The sequence below is a fragment of the Candidatus Eremiobacteraceae bacterium genome (assembly GCA_036511855.1).
In the GTDB taxonomy this organism is placed as follows: domain Bacteria; phylum Vulcanimicrobiota; class Vulcanimicrobiia; order Eremiobacterales; family Eremiobacteraceae; genus JABCYQ01.
The window spans coordinates 1-17,265 of record DATCBN010000025.1 but is presented as its reverse complement, the minus strand read 5'-3'; the positions used below and the strand labels follow the sequence as shown (position 1 = coordinate 17,265).

At 62.2% G+C, this 17,265-nt stretch carries 19 protein-coding genes; 16 read left to right on the top strand and 3 right to left on the bottom strand.

Translation table 11 applies throughout. The features are described 5' to 3' along the window. The first annotated feature begins 128 nt into the window (after window positions 1–128). The 4 genes from VII69_03920 to VII69_03905 are packed head-to-tail and all read left to right on the top strand — an operon-like array spanning window position 129 to window position 3,868. Window positions 129–1,145, top strand: coding sequence for an ATP-binding cassette domain-containing protein (locus VII69_03920; GenBank protein HEY5094248.1), 1,017 nt, complete (start codon window positions 129–131; stop codon window positions 1,143–1,145). Beyond that, window positions 1,145–2,254 carry a kelch repeat-containing protein gene (locus tag VII69_03915; GenBank protein HEY5094247.1) on the top strand — a complete coding sequence of 370 codons (1,110 nt, stop codon included), beginning with the start codon at window positions 1,145–1,147 and terminating at the stop codon, window positions 2,252–2,254. The genes VII69_03920 and VII69_03915 overlap by 1 nt, the downstream gene beginning before the upstream one ends. Beyond that, window positions 2,254–3,051 (top strand): ABC-2 family transporter protein, encoded by a 798-nt coding sequence (locus VII69_03910; protein ID HEY5094246.1) that lies wholly within the window; start codon window positions 2,254–2,256, stop codon window positions 3,049–3,051. Before VII69_03915 ends, VII69_03910 begins: the two co-directional genes overlap by 1 nt. After that, entirely contained in the window at window positions 3,044–3,868 is an 825-nt protein-coding gene (locus tag VII69_03905) for an ABC-2 family transporter protein (GenBank protein HEY5094245.1), read from the top strand. Before VII69_03910 ends, VII69_03905 begins: the two co-directional genes overlap by 8 nt. On the opposite strand, the gene VII69_03900 is transcribed toward VII69_03905, so the two are convergent. Next, window positions 3,847–4,083, bottom strand: a complete 237-nt coding sequence (locus VII69_03900) for a hypothetical protein (protein HEY5094244.1) — start codon at window positions 4,081–4,083, stop codon at window positions 3,847–3,849. The two genes, VII69_03905 and VII69_03900, sit on opposite strands and share 22 nt — an antisense overlap. Before the next feature lie 102 nt (window positions 4,084–4,185). Here VII69_03900 and VII69_03895 point away from each other — a divergent pair, with 102 nt between their 5' ends. The 5 genes from VII69_03895 (at window position 4,186) to rpoZ (ending at window position 6,727) form a co-directional block, all read left to right on the top strand. Further along, window positions 4,186–4,614, top strand: coding sequence for a DUF5069 domain-containing protein (locus tag VII69_03895; protein HEY5094243.1), 429 nt, complete (start codon window positions 4,186–4,188; stop codon window positions 4,612–4,614). A 21-nt stretch (window positions 4,615–4,635) separates the two neighbouring features. Further along, window positions 4,636–5,046, top strand: coding sequence for a thioesterase family protein (locus VII69_03890; protein HEY5094242.1), 411 nt, complete (start codon window positions 4,636–4,638; stop codon window positions 5,044–5,046). Between the two features lie 294 nt (window positions 5,047–5,340). Then, window positions 5,341–5,697 (top strand): STAS domain-containing protein, encoded by a 357-nt coding sequence (locus VII69_03885; protein HEY5094241.1) that lies wholly within the window; start codon window positions 5,341–5,343, stop codon window positions 5,695–5,697. 49 nt (window positions 5,698–5,746) lie between these two features. After that, window positions 5,747–6,388, top strand: coding sequence for a hypothetical protein (locus VII69_03880; GenBank protein HEY5094240.1), 642 nt, complete (start codon window positions 5,747–5,749; stop codon window positions 6,386–6,388). A 111-nt stretch (window positions 6,389–6,499) separates the two neighbouring features. Next, window positions 6,500–6,727, top strand: coding sequence for a DNA-directed RNA polymerase subunit omega (gene rpoZ, locus VII69_03875; protein HEY5094239.1), 228 nt, complete (start codon window positions 6,500–6,502; stop codon window positions 6,725–6,727). A gap of 17 nt (window positions 6,728–6,744) precedes the next feature. Here the strand turns inward: rpoZ and VII69_03870 are convergent, their stop codons facing one another. Both VII69_03870 and VII69_03865 read right to left on the bottom strand, forming a co-directional pair. Then, window positions 6,745–7,113, bottom strand: a complete 369-nt coding sequence (locus tag VII69_03870; protein ID HEY5094238.1) for a 6-carboxytetrahydropterin synthase — start codon at window positions 7,111–7,113, stop codon at window positions 6,745–6,747. Beyond that, on the bottom strand, window positions 7,110–7,799 hold the full coding sequence (locus VII69_03865; protein HEY5094237.1) for a 7-carboxy-7-deazaguanine synthase QueE: 690 nt from the start codon (window positions 7,797–7,799) through the stop codon (window positions 7,110–7,112). Before VII69_03865 ends, VII69_03870 begins: the two co-directional genes overlap by 4 nt. Before the next feature lie 108 nt (window positions 7,800–7,907). Here VII69_03865 and VII69_03860 point away from each other — a divergent pair, with 108 nt between their 5' ends. The 7 genes from VII69_03860 to VII69_03830 form a co-directional block, all read left to right on the top strand. Beyond that, window positions 7,908–9,974: an elongation factor G gene (locus VII69_03860; GenBank protein ID HEY5094236.1), complete on the top strand. Its 2,067-nt coding sequence runs from the start codon at window positions 7,908–7,910 to the stop codon at window positions 9,972–9,974. Between the two features lie 95 nt (window positions 9,975–10,069). After that, window positions 10,070–12,649: a M1 family aminopeptidase gene (locus tag VII69_03855; protein HEY5094235.1), complete on the top strand. Its 2,580-nt coding sequence runs from the start codon at window positions 10,070–10,072 to the stop codon at window positions 12,647–12,649. Window positions 12,650–12,676: 27 nt separating this feature from the next. Then, entirely contained in the window at window positions 12,677–13,054 is a 378-nt protein-coding gene (locus VII69_03850) for a response regulator (GenBank protein ID HEY5094234.1), read from the top strand. Between the two features lie 5 nt (window positions 13,055–13,059). After that, the gene (locus VII69_03845) at window positions 13,060–13,449 is read left to right on the top strand and encodes a response regulator (GenBank protein HEY5094233.1); all 390 of its coding nucleotides are present in this window, start codon (window positions 13,060–13,062) and stop codon (window positions 13,447–13,449) included. Window positions 13,450–13,505: 56 nt separating this feature from the next. Next, window positions 13,506–14,660, top strand: a complete 1,155-nt coding sequence (locus VII69_03840; GenBank protein HEY5094232.1) for a HEAT repeat domain-containing protein — start codon at window positions 13,506–13,508, stop codon at window positions 14,658–14,660. A 5-nt stretch (window positions 14,661–14,665) separates the two neighbouring features. Beyond that, window positions 14,666–16,162, top strand: coding sequence for a glycosyltransferase (locus VII69_03835; GenBank protein ID HEY5094231.1), 1,497 nt, complete (start codon window positions 14,666–14,668; stop codon window positions 16,160–16,162). Continuing rightward, window positions 16,072–17,265: histidine kinase dimerization/phospho-acceptor domain-containing protein (locus tag VII69_03830; GenBank protein ID HEY5094230.1), on the top strand; the 1,194-nt coding region annotated here is incomplete at its 3' end. The genes VII69_03835 and VII69_03830, both read left to right, overlap by 91 nt.

The following is a 17,265-nucleotide window of genomic DNA, read 5'->3' as shown; positions in this document are numbered from 1 at the left end:
GGTACGGGGCAAGCGATGCTTGCCCTAGTACGATTGCCCTCCTACAAATGGGCGAGCGATGCTTACCCTGTACGATTGCACAGGTTGAAAATGCGAGGGTGCAGGCAGCGTCGAACGGGCGGCCTACGATGATCATCCGCGCCGACCGGCTGACCAAGCAGTTCAAGACCCTCAAACGCAAGGACGGCGCGTGGAGCGCGCTCGCCAACCTCTTCTCGCGCGACTACGAGACCAAAGACGCCGTGCGCGATGTCTCGTTCGAAGTCGACACTGGAGAGATCGTCGGCTACATCGGGCCAAACGGCGCCGGCAAATCCACCACCATCAAAATGCTCACCGGCATTCTCGTGCCCACGAGCGGCACGTGCACGGTCGACGGCATCGTTCCTTGGAAAGACCGCCAATCCAACGGAAAGCAGATCGGCGTGGTCTTTGGCCAGCGAACGCAATTGTACTGGGATTTGCCGCTGGTGGAATCGTTCCGGCTTTTGCGCGCCATCTACAATGTGCCGGAGAAGACCTACGCGCGAAACCTGGCGGAATTCACCGAAATTCTCGGCCTTGACGAATTCATCCGAACGCCGGTGCGTCAGCTCAGCCTAGGCCAACGGATGCGCGGCGATTTTGCGGCGGCCATGCTGCACGAACCGAAAGTCGTGTTCCTGGATGAACCGACGATCGGCCTTGACGTCGTCGCTAAAGAAGCGATCCGGAAGTTCATCCAGCGCGTCAACATCCAGCGCGGCACCACGTTTTTGCTCACCACACACGACCTCAACGACATCGAAAAGCTCTGCGAACGGATCGTGCTCATCGATCACGGCCAAAAAATTTACGACGGGAGCATCGATGGGATCCGCGACCGCTTCGGACGCAAGCGGTTGCTGACGGTCGAGCTCGTGGAAGACTGCAGCGGCGTCAGCATCAACCTCCCCGGAGTTGTCGTGGTTTCCCGCGATGGTCCGACCATGAAATTCGAATTCGATCGCGACGTCGTGCGTGCGGACCAACTCATCACAGCGTTGGCCGCGCAGTGCGAGTTGCGCGACATCACGATAGCCGAGCCCGAATTGGAGACGATCATCAGACAAGTATACCAGCGCGGCATGGGCGCGCTTGCGCCCGAACCGGTTGGCCGGTCGTGATGAACGTATTTGCGGCGCTGGCCGCGATGATGGTCGCCGCGGCGGATCCGACTCCTTCGCCTAGCCCCGCTCCGTCGCCGCAGCCGGCCGCCACCGCGACATCCGATACCAGCTACGTGCTTCGCCCGGACCTTAACCATGGCAGTTGGGTGCAAGGGCCGACTCTGCCAATGCCGCTCCAATATGCGGCCGCGGCAGTTCTCAATGGACGAGTCTACCTATTCGGCGGGTTCAACGGCAACCGCAAACAAGTCGACACAACGCTTGTGCTTCAGCCGAGCCTTGTGACGAGCACGCCGCCACCGGAAGGCCAAGGCGGCCCGATCCCCGCGAATCTCGGCACGTGGCAGACCGCTGCACCCGTTCCGGAATCGGTAGACAACGCCGCGGCCACCGCTTATCAAGGCTACATCTATCTCGCCGGCGGCCGCATCGAGAACAAAGTCACCAACAAAGCGTGGCGCTACGACCCCGTGACCGACACGTGGGAAGAGATGCGTTCCATGCCGGTACCTCGCCACGGCGCCAGCATGCAGGCAGTCGCGGGAAGACTTTATCTCGTCGGCGGGGCATCGTCTCACGGCAACGACGAAACATCGATCGAAGTGTTCGACATCGCGACCGGCAGATGGAGCTTGATGCAAAACGCCCTCGCGACGTCGCGCATCGGCAGCGTCACGGCGCTCATCAACGGTGAGATAGCGATCGTCGGCGGCACGGCCCACGATGGCCGCTTTCTCGATTCCGTGGAATACTTCGACCCAGTGCGCAACCGGTGGACTCTTGGGTATCACATGCTGCAAAGCCGCGCGCACTTCGGCCTGACCACCGTCGAAGGCAGGCTGGTCGCGATCGGCGGCATCATCCCCGGCAGCCAAGCAGACGATCCTTCGGCGACGCAGACGATGGAGATCTCGGCCGGAATCAACCAAGGTTGGATGAGCGGACCGTGGATGCCGTTCCCGCGCCAAGGCATGGCGGTGGTCACGCTCGGCGATGTCGTGTACCTGATCGGCGGCTCTCCGTGGTACGGCGTTGGTCCGATCGCCGACGTGCGCCGCTACGTAAGCCCGCTCATCAAAGTGCATTTCGGTCCCAGAACGCACTGATGGCCGCGACCGCGTACATCGAATTCGCCAAGCGCGCATTCAATCGCGAAAGCGTCTATCGCGTCCAGGTGTTCACGCGCATCGGGTCCATCTTGCTGCGCGTCTTTCTCATGGCGACGCTGTGGACCGCGCTGTACCGTACGAACGGAGAGCAGGCCGGCATCACGCTGCAGGGCATGATCACTTACCAAACGCTCGCGCTCGTGATGGGCCTCATCTATAATGTCGACGGCGCCTATGTCATCCGGGAGAAGATACGCGAAGGCTCGATCGCGATCGATCTCATGCGCCCCATCAGCGTGCCCTTATACGTCTTCTCCGATACGGTGGGTCAGACGCTCTTCTCGATCGTGCAGATCGTGCCGGCACTCCTGCTCTCACTGCTCATCGTGCGGGTGGAACCGCCGGCGAATCCGGTTGCCGCGATCGCGTTCGTCGCGAGCGTGCTCATGGGATTTGGCCTAAATTATTTCATCGATCTCATCATGGCCACTATAACATTTTGGACGATGGAGATCTTCGGCGTTCAGATCATGGTGCAGTTCATCGTCTCCCTGGTGTCGGGCGCGCTCGTGCCGCTCGCGTTGTTCCCGGCAGGCCCGCTTCAAAAGATCGTGCTAGCACTTCCGTTCGCCGGCCTGTATAACGACCCGATCTCCATGTACATCGGGCTCATCAAAGGGCCGGACATCCTCACGCATCTCGCGGTGCAGGCGTGCTGGGTTGCGGTCTTCGGCGTGTGCGCGACCGCTCTATGGCGCGTCGGCGAACGGCGCGTGGTGGTGCAAGGTGGCTAGCACCGGCGCATTCACCGGGTATTGGCGCGCGTACAGCGAATTCTGGCGCCTCAATTTCTTGACGATGATCGAGTACAAGGCGAACTTCGTCATCTGGCTGATGTTCAGCTTTGTCTATCACGGCGTCGCCATTGGCGCGATATGGGTCACCATGACCCGCTATCCTTCGATGAACGGTTGGACCTACCAGGAAGTGTTCTTCCTCTATACGCTCTTCATGCTCGGTCACACGCTCAACAACACGCTTTTCTTCACGGTTGGCAATGTGCCCGAATACGTGCGCGACGGCACGTTCGACCGTTACCTCGTTCGTCCGCTAAATCCGCTCTTCCAGGTTCTCTCAGCCCCGGGCCAGATCTGGCCGGACGAATTGGTGCTCGCGCTGGTCTTTTTCGCCGTCGCGCAATCCGTGGTGCATCTGCAGTGGACGGCGTCGACGGTATTTTTGTTGTTCGCGGCGATGACCGGCGGATCGCTCATCGACTTCGCGGTGCAATTGGCGGTGGCGACGCTTGCCTTCTGGTTCGTCCGCCTCGATGCGTTGCGCTGGGTTGTGATGTCGCTCGAGAACGATTTCACGCGCTATCCGCTGTCGATCTACACGCGCGGGGTGCGCATCGTGCTTGGCTACGTGTTCCCGTTCGCGTTCATGAACTATTTCCCGGCGACCACGCTGCTGAACAAAACGAACGAGAACGGCTATACATTGAACCCGGTGCTTGGGTGGCTGACACCGGCGGTGGGCGCGATATGGTTCTTAGCGGCTTATATCTTTTGGCGTCGAGGACTCAACCACTACCAAGGAACGGGATCGTGAAGCCGGGCGCGCGCGAAACCCGCGCGGTCCATCAGCCAGCGGAAATATGATTGAGAGGGAGATTCTTCGGTCTTCGGCCACAAGCTCAGACCGCAGGAGATGCACGCGAGTTCATGTTCGCTGAATCCCAATACGGGATAGCGGTACTCCGTCTTGGAGAGTCCCGGCGCATTACATTTCGGGCAGCGCTGCGACAGCGCTCTTTCCGCGATCACGCGCCCAGACTTTGGCCCGCGCGCCTGAGTTCCTTGGAGGATTTCAAAATGCGCACTGTAGCGTCACGGGAGCCGGCCGGACGAGCGTCCAAATAGCTTCGTATGGACTTGACCAAGCAGTTTCCGCGAAGCCCACGCGAAAAGCTTGCCGGCGTGGCGATGCTCCCGCGCACCATCGACAAAGCGCGCGCGCGTTCCGCGGGCACCCTTGGCGAATATATTTTCGACTGCCCCATGGATCGACGGCTCTTCGAATCGATGCGCACGGACGGCGAGGAGTTCTTGGGGGTCGTGACCGCCGCGAACGACGACGATGCCGTGGTCTCGTGGTTCGTCCGCAACGGACACATGCCGCGCGGCGCCGCGCTGGATTCGCTCAACGCCGAGATCGACGACTGGAAGCCAAAGACCGACGAGTCACGCGAGCGATTCGAAAAGCAGCGCGAACAGATCGCACCCGGCCGGCCGGACGTCAAGTCGTGGACCGACCTCATAGACGTCGAGGAAGGCCGGCTGCCCCGCGGTGGTTGATCCTCGCACGAACGGGGTCTGATGGCGCGCTTTCACATCGACGAATACGTGCGATGGAGCGACATCGACGCCGCCGGCGTCATCTTCTACGGCACCTACGTGCGTTTCTTCGAAATCGCGGAAAGCGAATTGTTCCGTTCCGCCGGATTTCCATACGGCAAGCTCTACGACCGCTTCGATTGTTGGCTGCCGCGCGTGAAGTACGCGTGCGAATTTCGATCTCCGGCGCGGCTGGACGATCTGCTGCACATCGAAGTCTGGTTCAAGCGGCTAGGCGACCGGTCGATGACGCTTGCGTTCGAGGTAGCGACGGCTCAGGGCGTGCGGGTCGCCGATTGTGAAATCGTGCTCGTGTGCGTCGATCGAAAAACGTTTCGGTCCATGCCGTTGCCGGAAGAACTGCGTTTGGCGCTCGCCCCGTTCAGTGGTTAGCGCCGATATCACCTAAACAGACGCCGCACGGTTCCATGCCCACTTCGTGCGCTTGCGCGGCGGTCAATGAAAGTAGCGGTCCGGTCGCGGTTTTTTCCAACTCCCGGTGACAATCGCTGCCGGGACGGTGGTACAGTCGCTCGCCGATAACACATACGATCTCCATACGCGGTGCGTTCTGCGGTACGCCTGGCCGGGCCTGGAGCGGCTAGATGAGAGCGCGGTAAAATCGACCGAGGCAGAAGACCGATTGAACGAGCGCCTACGTTTCGCCGGTAAAGGGAGACCAATATCATGATGATGCGCGTATCGTTTGCCGGCCCGGGCTGGCGCAGCCTGAGAATCGAGCGCCAGCTCGACGTCATCGCAGCGCCGAAGATCTGCGATGAACTTTTGTCTGCCGCGGCCGGCGAATCGAACTTGCTCATCGATCTCGACGCGGTGGATGCGGCCGACGAACCCGGAATCGCCGCGCTTATCGCGGCCGTGCGACGAGTGCGCGCCGATCATCCCCACATCCGAATCGCCGTGCTGGCGCACAGGTCGCTGCTCGCCGACAGTCTCGAGCGACATCTTCCTTCCGGAGTCGCCGAAATCTATCGCGACCGCCGGATGGCGCGCGCGGCAATTTCATCTCTCGCAGCTGCGTAGGTCGCGGGATTCCCGCGCGGCAGGCCGAAAGAAGCGGAAGCATGATTGAATGGCCGCTCTCTGGATGAAGGAGAAATCGCACGTGCGAATGCTTCCCCAAGGTCTCGCAGTCTTCGGACTCTGTGCAATCGCGGCTATCGCGCCACTACGCGCGGCTGCCGCCACGTTGCCGCTCAGCGTCGGGATCGGCGCGTTCTTGCCGACGTCTACAGGCTCGTCCTTGGAGTCGGTTCCAACTCCGGGAAGCGTGTCCGTCAACCAACACGGCGACCTAGCGCTTGAACTCGCGATCGAACCCAATCTGCTTTCGGGCGGCTATCGCATCTCAGCAGCTGTACTGTCGAGCCACGAAACCGTGTCGACGCCGAACGGTCAGCAGGTATTCGGCGGCCCGTTCGGCCCGGTCTTCACGCCGGGCACCGAGCGTATCACGCAAATCCCCATCACGTTCGAACAAGATTCCGGTCTTGGCAAATCTTTCAGACTCGGCGGCGGTTTCGGATACGATTTCGTCAGCATCAGCGGCGTGAACAATGGCGGGACCGGCGTGAGCCGCCCGGGCAACGGATTTGTCGTCGATGCATTCGGCCAGATCGCGGTCGGTTCATCGGCCACGCTCGAAGCGAAGTACTATATCAACGAGCATTCCGCTCTCAGCGGTCTCCTCATCGGGCTCACCACGCGCCTGTAAATCCGCTGCTTCGCGTTGCATAGGCCCCCAATTTCGTGGTATAATGAGAGCTTGCGTCAATTATAATCATGCAGGACAGGCTCGATGTGACGCCGGTCCGGTTTGGAGATCATGAATAACTCGAAAAAGCACTCGCAGTTCGGCAATATCGATCAACTGCTCAAGGTCGTCGAAAATAAGTATCTGCTCGTGAACGCGGCGCGCATTCGCGCACAGCAACTCGTGAATCAGACCGAACCGCTCGTCGAAGGAGCCAATCCCGAGAAAGCCGTCAGCACGGCGTTCGCCGAAATCGCTGCCGGAAAACTCGACATCACCATCGGAAAGGCCACCGACTAGCGCCGGCGACAAAAACCCTACCCGGCGTTGCGCCGCCATCGTGCGGCGGCGCGCGGCGTTTCCCGGACAACGACCTCGTCGATCGAAACTCTGGCGCCCACAGCCGACTGAAGCATCCGCGCAAGCACCTGACAGATATTCTCCGCCGTGGTTTGCAACCGCGGATTTTTGAATTCCGGCCGCTCGTTCAAATCGCAGTGGTCGAATTCATCGACGACGCCTTTTAGCACGTTGTAGTCCACGACCATGCCGTGTTGTAGCTCGGACGCCGACGCGCCGATCACCACCGCATAGCGATGACCGTGGCGCCGGTTGCACGGCGAGTCGTATGGAAGCTCGAGTTGATGGGCGGCGTCGAAGTGACACGAATACGTTATCGAAATCAACGGCCCGGTTCTCCGCCCCAGAGCAGATAGTGCAATTGCGGCAGCACGCGCGCGTCGAATCTGCGCCAACGCGCATCGCCGAGAAAGCGCTCGGTGAGATCCCGCATGAACGCGTGATAACTTTCGCCGGTGCCCGCGCGGCCGCTCTCAGGCTGCAAGATGACGGGCGTGGCGCGTGGCAACGAGTCCGCTATCGATTCGAGGCAGGCGAGCGCTTCGGCTAGATCGCGCTCGTCGCCGATGACGAATTTCAACTGAAGACGCGATCCCGCCGTGGCGCAGTACTTCCGCAGCACCGCCAGCTTGGGCGTGTAGTTCGAAGTGCCCACCTTTGGGCTCACGCTGAAGAGCGAGACCAAAGGCAAGTCGGCGAAAATCGCGCCGCTCGTCTCGACGGTGACGTGTGTGCCGGGAACGAACGCGGCGATCAACGGGCCGATGTCCTGTGCCAACGGTTCGCCGCCGGTGATGACGACCCGGTTGACGCCGCGCGCGAGCGCGCCAAGCGCGGCGACGTCGGTCTCGGTGCCGGCTGTGCCTTCGAGCGCATATGGCGTGTCGCACCACGAGCAGCGAAGCGGGCAGCCATCTAGCCTGATGAAGAACGACGGCGCTCCGGCCAAAGATCCCTCACCTTGAACCGAAAAAAACGTCTCGTTGACGCGGACTGTCGCAGCGGTGAGCATCGAGCGGATGTTCGCGCCGGCCGCGAGGCGCCCCCGCCGCAGGCGTCGAACGAAAAGCGCTCTCTCATTTTGAACGCCACCTTCGTCATTGCAAAGGGGGTGCATAATATGGCTACTCCAAACGCCACGGGCGTCCGCAACGTGGCCTTCGTGGGACCGCATCATAGCGGCAAGACCACGCTTGTGGAGGCGTTGCTCGCGCACACGAACGCCATCGTGAGAAAAGGCGCCGTCACCGACGGCACGGCCACCACCAATCACGACGCCGAGTCCATCAATCATCAGATGTCTGTGGCGCCGGGTTTCGCTCACCTGCGAACCGGCGACGTCCGCGTCAACCTCATCGATTGCCCGGGGGCGGTCGATTTTTTTGAAGAGACGAAATTCGTGCTGCTGGGCGCCGACGCCGCGGTCATCGTGGTCGAGGCCGACCCGCAGCGCATCGCGCAAGTGGAGACGCTCGTCGACTATCTCGAAAACTTGCGCATGCCGCACTGCTTCGTCATCAACCGCATGGACCGGCCCGGAGCCGACTTTCACGGCACGTACGCCGCGCTGCGCGAGCGGTTCGGCAACCACGTCGTGGCCGAACACGAACCGATAGGCCAGGGAGACGCATTCGCAGGCTACATCGACGTCGTCGCGATGAAGGCGTTCAAGTACGATGAGAACGGCGCCACGTCAGCCACAACGATGCCGGAACACGCCGTCGACAAGACGCGCGAAGAGCTTCTCGAGGCGCTCGCCGACTTCGACGATCATCTCATGGAAGAGATCCTCGAAGGCCAGGAGCCGCCCCTCGACGAGGTCGAGCGGGATCTCTCGGCCGATGTCAGCGCCGATAAGATCGTGCCGGTACTTGTGAGCAGCGGCGTGCGCGGCTTCGGAGCCCCGCAAGTGCTCGAACTTATAGTGCGTCAATTCCCCGACGGCGCCACCCTCACGCGCACGGCCACCGACGGCAGTGAGATAAAACCCGTCCCCGGCGGACCCATCGTCGCTCAAGTATGCAAGACGTTCGTCCACCCCCAGAGCGGCAAACTTTCAGTCGTCAAAGTTCTTTCCGGAACGCTGACGGGAGATGCGCAACTTTCGTGCGCCTCGCGTGGCGAAACAAAAGAACGTCCGGGCGGCCTCTACGATCTTCAGGGCAAAGCTCAGACTGCCATCACAAGCGCTGGGCCCGGCAGCCTCGTCGCGATCGCTCGGCTCGAGGCCACGCACACCGGCGACACCCTGTGCACTCTCGGCGCGAAAATCACGTTGCCCGTGCCTGTTCTTCCCAAGCACTCTTTTGCGATGGCGGTGCGTCCGCATGACCGCGGAGACGAAGCCAAACTTTCGCAATTGATCGTGCGCATGAAAGACGAAGATCCAAGCATCGTGGCGGAACGGGCCGAATTCACCGACGAACTCGTGCTCCGCGGCCACGGGGAGATGCATCTCACGATCACCGTCGAGCGGATGCAGCGCAAGTACAACGTCAAGTTGGACACCCAACTACCGCAAGTGCCCTACCGCGAGACCATCGCAGCCGAGACGCAGCAGCAAGGCCGCTACAAGCACCAAACCGGCGGTCATGGAATGTTCGGCGACGTGCACTTGAAGATCGAGCCATTGGCGCGCGGCGCGGGGATAAAATTCACCGATAAGATCGTCGGCGGCGTCGTGCCCAAACAATATTTTCCCGGCGTGGAAAAAGGCGTCCGCGAAGCACTCGACAAGGGGCCGATCGGCGGATTTCCGGTGGTCGACGTGGGCGTGACGCTCTACGACGGATCGTATCACAGCGTCGACTCAAACGAAGCGTCGTTCAAGATGGCCGCGGCTCTCGCGATGCGCGAGGGCTTGCCGAAGTGTAAACCAAGTCTGCTCGAACCCATCCAGCGCGTCCAAATCACGGTGCCCACGCATTACACCAGTACCGTCATGCAGCAAGTCACGGGCAAGCGCGGGCAGATCTTGAGCTTTGGTCCCTGCGACGGCCGCAAAGGTTGGGATACCGTGAAGGCGCTCGTGCCGCAGGCCGAATTGCCGCGCTATCTCACGGAGCTGCGAACGGCCACTCAAGGTCTCGGATATTTCACCGCCGAGCACGACCACTTCGAATTCGCGCCGCCAAAAGTGGTTCAGACGGTGACCGCGGACAAGCGAGAACCGGTTGCCGCGAAGTAACTCGTGTGTAGTAGGGCGAGCATCGCTCGCCCAAAAAGCCGGGGCAAGCGCTGCTTGCCCTAGTACAATGGATTGTCGACTAGCAAGGACGTTTCATGAACCACGCCTATTGCCGCTTCGCTTGGGCTGAAGCGGCCGGCCTCGGCCCGAGCCGCCGTCCCTTCGCGCTGCCGGGCGCAAAGCCGCAATATGCGCCCGACCGGCCGGCGCGCGTCGATCACATCGCGCTCACCGTCTCGTTCGATTTCGACGCGAAGACGCTGTTCGGCAAGTGCGCCACGACGTTCACGGCCGTCGGCAAAACCCTGGACGCGGTGGAGCTCGACGCCGCCCAATTGATCATCAAGCGCGTGCTCGGCGCCAAAGGGGCGCCTCTCCAGTTCGCATTGCTCGGTCCGAAGCTTCGCATAGAGATACCGCGGTTGGCTCCCGGACGCTCGACAACGGTGGTTGTCGAGTACGAAGCTCGCAAGGCGCGGCAAGGCATCTATTTTATCGGCCCGGATGAAGGCTATCCGAAGAAGCCCGTGCAGGTCTGGACGCAGGGCCAAGATCAGGATGCGCATTATTGGTTTCCGTGCATCGACTATCCTAACGCGAAAGCCACAACCGAGGTCACCGCAACCGTTCCGAGCGACTTCGTCGTGTTGAGCAACGGAGCGCTGGCCAAAGTAGTCCAAGACAAGAAGCCGCGCACGAAGACGTTTCACTTCACGATGGACGTCCCTCACGTCACGTATCTCGTCTCGTGCGTCGCAGGCCGGTTTTCGGAGAAGACCTCGATGGTCGGAGAGGTGCCCGTCTCGTACTACGTTCATCCGGGCCGCGAAGCGGACGGCGAGCGGTCGTTCGGCAAGACGCCGAAGATGCTGCGCTTTTTCGGCGACAAACTTCGCTTCCCGTATCCCTACGTGAAGTATGCCCAGATCGCGGTCGCCGATTTCATCTTCGGCGGCATGGAAAACACGACCGCAACCACCCAGACGGACACCACCTTGCACGACGCGCGGGCCCACCTCGACTTCTCGAGCGACGGACTGGTCGCACACGAGCTCGCCCACCAATGGTTTGGCGATCTCCTCACGTGTAAAGACTGGTCGCATGCCTGGCTCAACGAGGGCTTTGCCACCTATTTCGAAGCATTGTTCCGCGAATTCGACCGCGGAAAAGACGACTTCGATTACTACCGCCTCGAACTTCAGCTGCGCTACCGAAACGAGGATGCCGATCACTACCGCCGCGCCATCGTCACGAACGTGTTCGACGAACCGGTCGAGATCTTCGATCGCCACCTCTACGAAAAAGGCGCGTGCGTGCTGCACATGATCCGCACGCAGCTCGGGGACGAGCTATTCTGGGATATGATGCACCGGTACGTCGACGTGAATCAGCGGCGCAACGTCGAGACCGTCGACCTGGCCCGCGCCATCGAAGAGACAACCGGCCGCAACTTCGCGCCCTTTTTCGACCAATGGGTGTTCAAGGCCGGACATCCCGAATTCAAGGTGCGCTACACCTGGGATGCGGCGCAGTCGCAAGCGGTCGTCGTCGTTTCGCAGACGCAGACGGTCGACGAAGCCACGCCTTTGTTCGCCACGCCGGTTGCCGTCGAGTTCGGGTTCGGCAGGGGCAAGACCGAGCACTTCGACATCGTGTGCGACGCGCCGGAACAGACATTCTTCTTTTCGTTGAAAACAAAGCCGCAGACGTTCGTCTTCGATCCGGATGCCGATGTTCTCAAGACGCTCGCGCTCGACGTGCCGGTGCAGATGCTCGTCACGCAGCTCAAGACCGACGCTCGCGTCGCGAGCCGGGTAGAAGCTGCACACGCGCTTGCGAAGGATGCCTCCCCGGCTGCCGTGGCTGCGCTGTCGGCAACGGTGCAGAGCGATCCGTTCTGGGGCGTGCAGGCCGAAGCCGCTCGAGCCCTCGGCACTATCCGGGGCGACGCGGCATTCGCAGCGCTCGTTGCGGGCCTTGTGGTCAAACATCCGAAGGCGCGGCGCGCCGTGGCGATAGCGCTCGGAGAGTTCCGCACCGACGCCGCGTGCGCGGCGCTCGAACCGCTGTTGCGCAAGGACGCATCCTATTTCGTCGAGGCGGCAGCGGCCACGTCGATCGGCCGCACGAAATCCGAGCGGGCACACGCCGTGCTCTTGGCCGCGTTGCCGGCAAAAGAGTCGTGGCAAGAGACCGTGCGCGCGGGCGTGCTCGCAGGATTGGCCGAGCTCGGCGACGAGCGTGCGATACCGGATTGCCTTTCTTGGACCGCATACGGCAAGCCCACCGCGGCGCGGCGCGCAGCCGTCGCGGCGCTCGGCAAACTCGGCGAGGGCCGCAAAGATGTGCGCGACGCTCTGATCGCGCTGCTCGAAGATCGAAGCTTTCACGTCCGCGTCGCCGCCATCGACGCGCTCGAAACGCTCCACGAACAGGCCGCGATCGCGCCCTTCGAGCGCATCGCCAGCCAGGATGTCGACGGCCGGTTGAAGCGACGATGTGCAGACGCGGCCGCAAAGATCCGCGAACATCTGGCAAAACCCATCGAGGTCAAACAATTGCGAGACGAGCTGGCGGGCGTGCGCGAAGCCAATCGTGCGCTGCAGACCAGGCTTGAGGCACTCGAAGCGAAGGCTCCGCGCGCGACGCGAGCAGGCGGCAAGTCGCGCGGCTAGAAGCCGGAGCGAGGAGGAGCCGCGCAACTGGAAGTCCGCACAGTACTGGTAGTAGAAGACGAGCGCGACATTCTCGGGGTCATCGATCTGTCGTTGCGTCTGCTCGGGAAGCTCGATGTGGTCGCCGTCGATAGCTTCGCCGCGGCGCTCGAAGCCATCGAACGCAGCCGGCCCGACGTCATTCTGCTCGATCGCATGCTCCCGGATCTTGACGGGCTCGAAATCTGCCGGCGTCTCAAGGCCGCCCCAAACTCAAGCGACATCCCGATCGTCTTCTTGTCGGCGCGCAGCGATCCGGCGGACGTGAAGGCCGGCATGGATGCCGGCGCGGACGGTTACCTCACCAAGCCGTTCGATCCGGTCGTGCTCGCGCAACGCATCAAGGCGATCTGCGAAAGGCCATAAGGGTTATGCCAGAGGCTCAACCGCCCAAGCCGCGCGTCGTCGTCGCCGACGACGACAACGACATCCGTCGCTTGGTGCATCTCACGGTGGCCAATGCCGGCTGCGATGTGACGTCCGCTCCGGACGGCGAAAGCGCGCTCGCAGCGGTTCGCGAGGTCATGCCCGATCTGGTCATCCTCGACGTCCTCATGCCGCGCATGGACGGCTGGGAAGTCGCAAAAGAGCTGAAACGCGACCCGAAAACGGCTGGAATCCCGATCATGTTCCTCACCTCCAAAGGTCAGGAACATGACGTCCTCGAGGGCTTCGAGGCCGGCGGCGCCGACTACGTCGTGAAGCCGTTTTCCCCACGCGAGCTGCAGGCGCGCGTCCGATCGGTGCTGGCCAAGCGGTGAGTTGAGTCGGGGATCCGGCGTGAGGACCGGTTCCGCTTGGCCGATAATAATAGCATATGAATCCGTCCCTCGTGTCGCTCGAGCAGCTCCTTGTAGGTCTTGAGATCTCCCTCGTCGTTCTCCTCACGTGCATGTTCGCGATGCGCACCTTGCGCGTCCGGCGTGCGGAGATCGCCGCGCGCGCGCGCGCCTGGATGGTCGACAAGATGCTGCCCCTTTTCGACGGCGACGCCGAACAGCGTTGCGAGGGCCGAAAGGTGTACATCGACGATGTGCTAGTCGTCGAGCTTCCGCCGCCGAAGGGGATACTGGGCGACGCGGTTCGCGAGGTCTTCGCCGACCATCTCATCTTCATCGCCGGCGAGCTGCGCGAGCGGCTCGTAAAAATTCTTGAAGAGGCAGGTTATATCTCCGCCGCGATGCGCGGCCTCAAGTCGCGCAACGTCGAATCGCGCATCAAGACGTGCATGCTGCTGGGCGCGATGCATTCGCGTCTCGCGGTGCCCGCGCTGATCGAAGTGTTCGGCGATGATCCGGACGCGTTCGTCCGCATCGGTGCGGCCGAGGCTCTCGGCGCTATCGGTTCGGATGTGGCGGTGGCGCCGTTGCTCGCGGCCTTGCGTAACCCAACGCGCTGGCAACAGGTTCGCGTGGCGGAAGTGCTGTCGCGCATGGGCATGACCGCAGTCCCGGCGCTCACCATAGCAGTGGAAGACAAGGATATCCGGATCGCGGCGCTCGCGTTGGACATTCTGGCGGACATCGGCTGGATGTCGGATTTCGGCCCCGCCGAACGCGCGCTCAAACACGAGTCGCCCGAGGTCCGCGCCCGCGCGGCTGAAGCGCTTGGCCGCGGCGGCGCCACAGATCGCATCGCGTCACTGTTCGCGGCATCCACCGATGCCGCTTGGTTTGTCCGCGTGCGTGTGATGAAGGCGCTCCATGCGTTGGGAGCGCCGTTGGACGACGCGCTCAGCACGCGATTTTTCCAGGTGCTCGACGCCGGACTGCACGATGACGTCTGGTGGGTCAGACGCCACGCAGCGGAGGCTCTGGCGGACTCAGGCGAACTCGGCCGCACGATACTTGGCCGCGCGATGCTCGAGCCGGTCGGCTCGATCGCCCGCCGGGCAGCGGTATCCGCCCTTCAGCGGCTCGTCTTGCTTTCCGCTTCCCGTCTGGCCCGCGCCCCGGTGCCCAACCGCGCGTGATTCTCATGCTACTCCAGTGGCGATGGTTCGGCTCGCCGGCTTGGAATCTCGCGCGCGAGGTCGTCGTCGGCTATAACGCGCTCGTATTTTTCTACGTAATCTTCGTCGACCTCACATATATCGCGTTCACGTTCATCGCGCTCGTGGAGGTCCAGCGGTACTTGCGGACGCGCGACAAGGAACGTCTCGAGCAGATATTCCGCTCGCGCCTCGTGCCGCCGATCTCGATCCTCTGCCCCGCGTACAACGAGGGCACGACGATCGTCGAATCGGTACGCTCTCTGCTCAGACTGAAATACTCGCAACACGAAGTGGTCGTCGTGAACGACGGCTCCAAGGACAACACGCTCGCGTCTCTGATCGAAGCCTTTCAGATGGAGAAACTCGAGTTCGAATACGAGACGACGGTGCCTTCCAAGCCGGTGCGGGCGCTCTATGCGTCGCCGGGTTATCCAAAGCTGATCGTGGTCGACAAAGAGAACGGCGGCAAAGCGGACGCGCTCAATGCCGGGATCAATGCATCGCGCTATCCTCTGTTCTGCACGGTCGACGCGGACGCCATCCTCGAGGAAGACGCGCTGCTCCACGTCGTGAGACCGATGCTCGACCGGCCGACATTCGTGCCGGTCACCGGCGGCATCATCCGCGCTGCCAACGGTTGTCGGATCATTCAGGGACGCGTCGAGTCGGTCGGCTTGCCTCGCCGCCCGATCGAATTGTTCCAGATCGTCGAATACATGCGCGCTTTTCTGTGCGGCCGCACGGCGCAATCGGCGCTGAATGTGATGTTGATCGTCTCCGGCGCTTTCGGCCTCTTCCACAAGGCGACCGCGAAGACCGTGGGCGGTTACTCAAGCGACACCGTCGGCGAAGACAAGGAGCTGGTCGTCAAGATCGTGCGCTATCTAAAAGAGAACAAGCGCGACTACGAGATCTTGTTCGTGCCGCAGACGGTGTGCTGGACCGAGGTGCCGGCGTCGTGGCAGACTCTGGGCAGGCAGCGCAACCGCTGGCATCGCGGGATGTTCGAAGTGCTGTACAAGCATCGCGCGATGCTCTTCAACCGCGCCTACGGCCGCGCAGGTATGCTCGGCATGCCGTACTTCTTGTTCATCGAGGCTTTGGGTCCGATCGTCGAGCTATCCGGCTACATATTGCTGCCGCTGGCCGCGCTCATGGGGCTGCTCGCGCCGATCAACGCCATCGTCTACACCTTGTGCGCCGTCGTCTTAGGCATCATCATTTCGGTGAGCGCGGTGCTTCTGGAGGAGGCGTCGTTCCATCGCTACCCGCACTGGCGCGAGCTCGCGTTGCTGAATCTCGTCGCCGTCGCTGAAAATTTCGGCTACCGCCAGTTGACCTTATGGTGGCGGCTCACCGGCACGTGGGATTATCTCCGCGGGAACAAGCAATGGGGCGCGCAAGTACGCCAGGGCTTCGGAACTCCGGCGGCCGCACCGCCGCCGGCACCGGCGGCCGCACCGGTCACGAAGACAGGCTGATGGCGGAGCTGGCCGACCTGCTGCTCGAGTTCGCGAGCAGCGACGGGATCGCCGGCGTGTGTGAGGGCGTCGCGCGCGCGGTCGCGCGCTGCGCAAAGGGCAGCTTCGCGGCAGTCGTCTCGGCCGACGCGGCGGACGGCACGTTCGACGCGTATGGCGATCGGGCTGCCCCGTGGCGATTTCTCGCCAATCTGCAAGGTACATTCAATCGTGGCCGTCAGGCCGGCGATCCGGCAAAGCGCGCCTTCGACGCGTTGTCCGATGTGACCTTACCCGACGTACGGACGGACGAGGAAAGCCGGGCAGGTTTTGCAGCGACGGCAGAAGCGTTCGCCATCCGCGCGGCGTTCGCGATGCCGCTCATCGCGGATGAAGACTGCATCGGCGTCGCAACCGTCTACTTCTCAGATGCTCGCGTTCTCGACAACGCGACGGTCGATGCGCTTCGAATCCTCGCCGCGCACGGAGGCATGGCCATCGGCCGCGCGCGCCGATTCGAACGGCTCGCCGGCGAGAGCGAACAGCACGACGCGCTGGTCGCCGAGACGGCCGAGGGATTTTGCACGCTCGACGAACGGCTTGCGGTCGTGCTCTGGAATCGCGCGGCCGAACGGATCACCGGCGTGAACGTTCGGGAGCTCGCCGGGAAGAAGCTCGCAGCCGCGTTCACGCGCATTGAAGTCCCGGCACGCCGCGGCGCCTTCGAATCGTTCGATGCACTTTCGGATGCGTTTGCGAAGGCGGACTCGCATACGATCGAAATCGCCTTGCACCGCGACCACGCTGAGCCGATCTGGCTTTCTATGGCCGGCGCGTCGGTGGGTGGGCGCACCCATCGCCGGAATCTCGTCTGCTCTTTTCGCGATATCACCGAACAAAAACGGCTCGAGGGCTTGAGAAGTGAATTCGTAAGTCTCGTCACACATCAATTGCGGACGCCGTTGACCGCCATTCGCGGCTACGCAGAACTTCTCGGTGCGGTCGAGATGCCCAGCGACCAAGTGATGGAGTTCGGCACCATCATCGCAAACGCGTCGACGCGCCTGGGGAACAGCATAACCGACGTCATGGACTTCGAGCGGCTCATCGCATCGCGCGCCGGG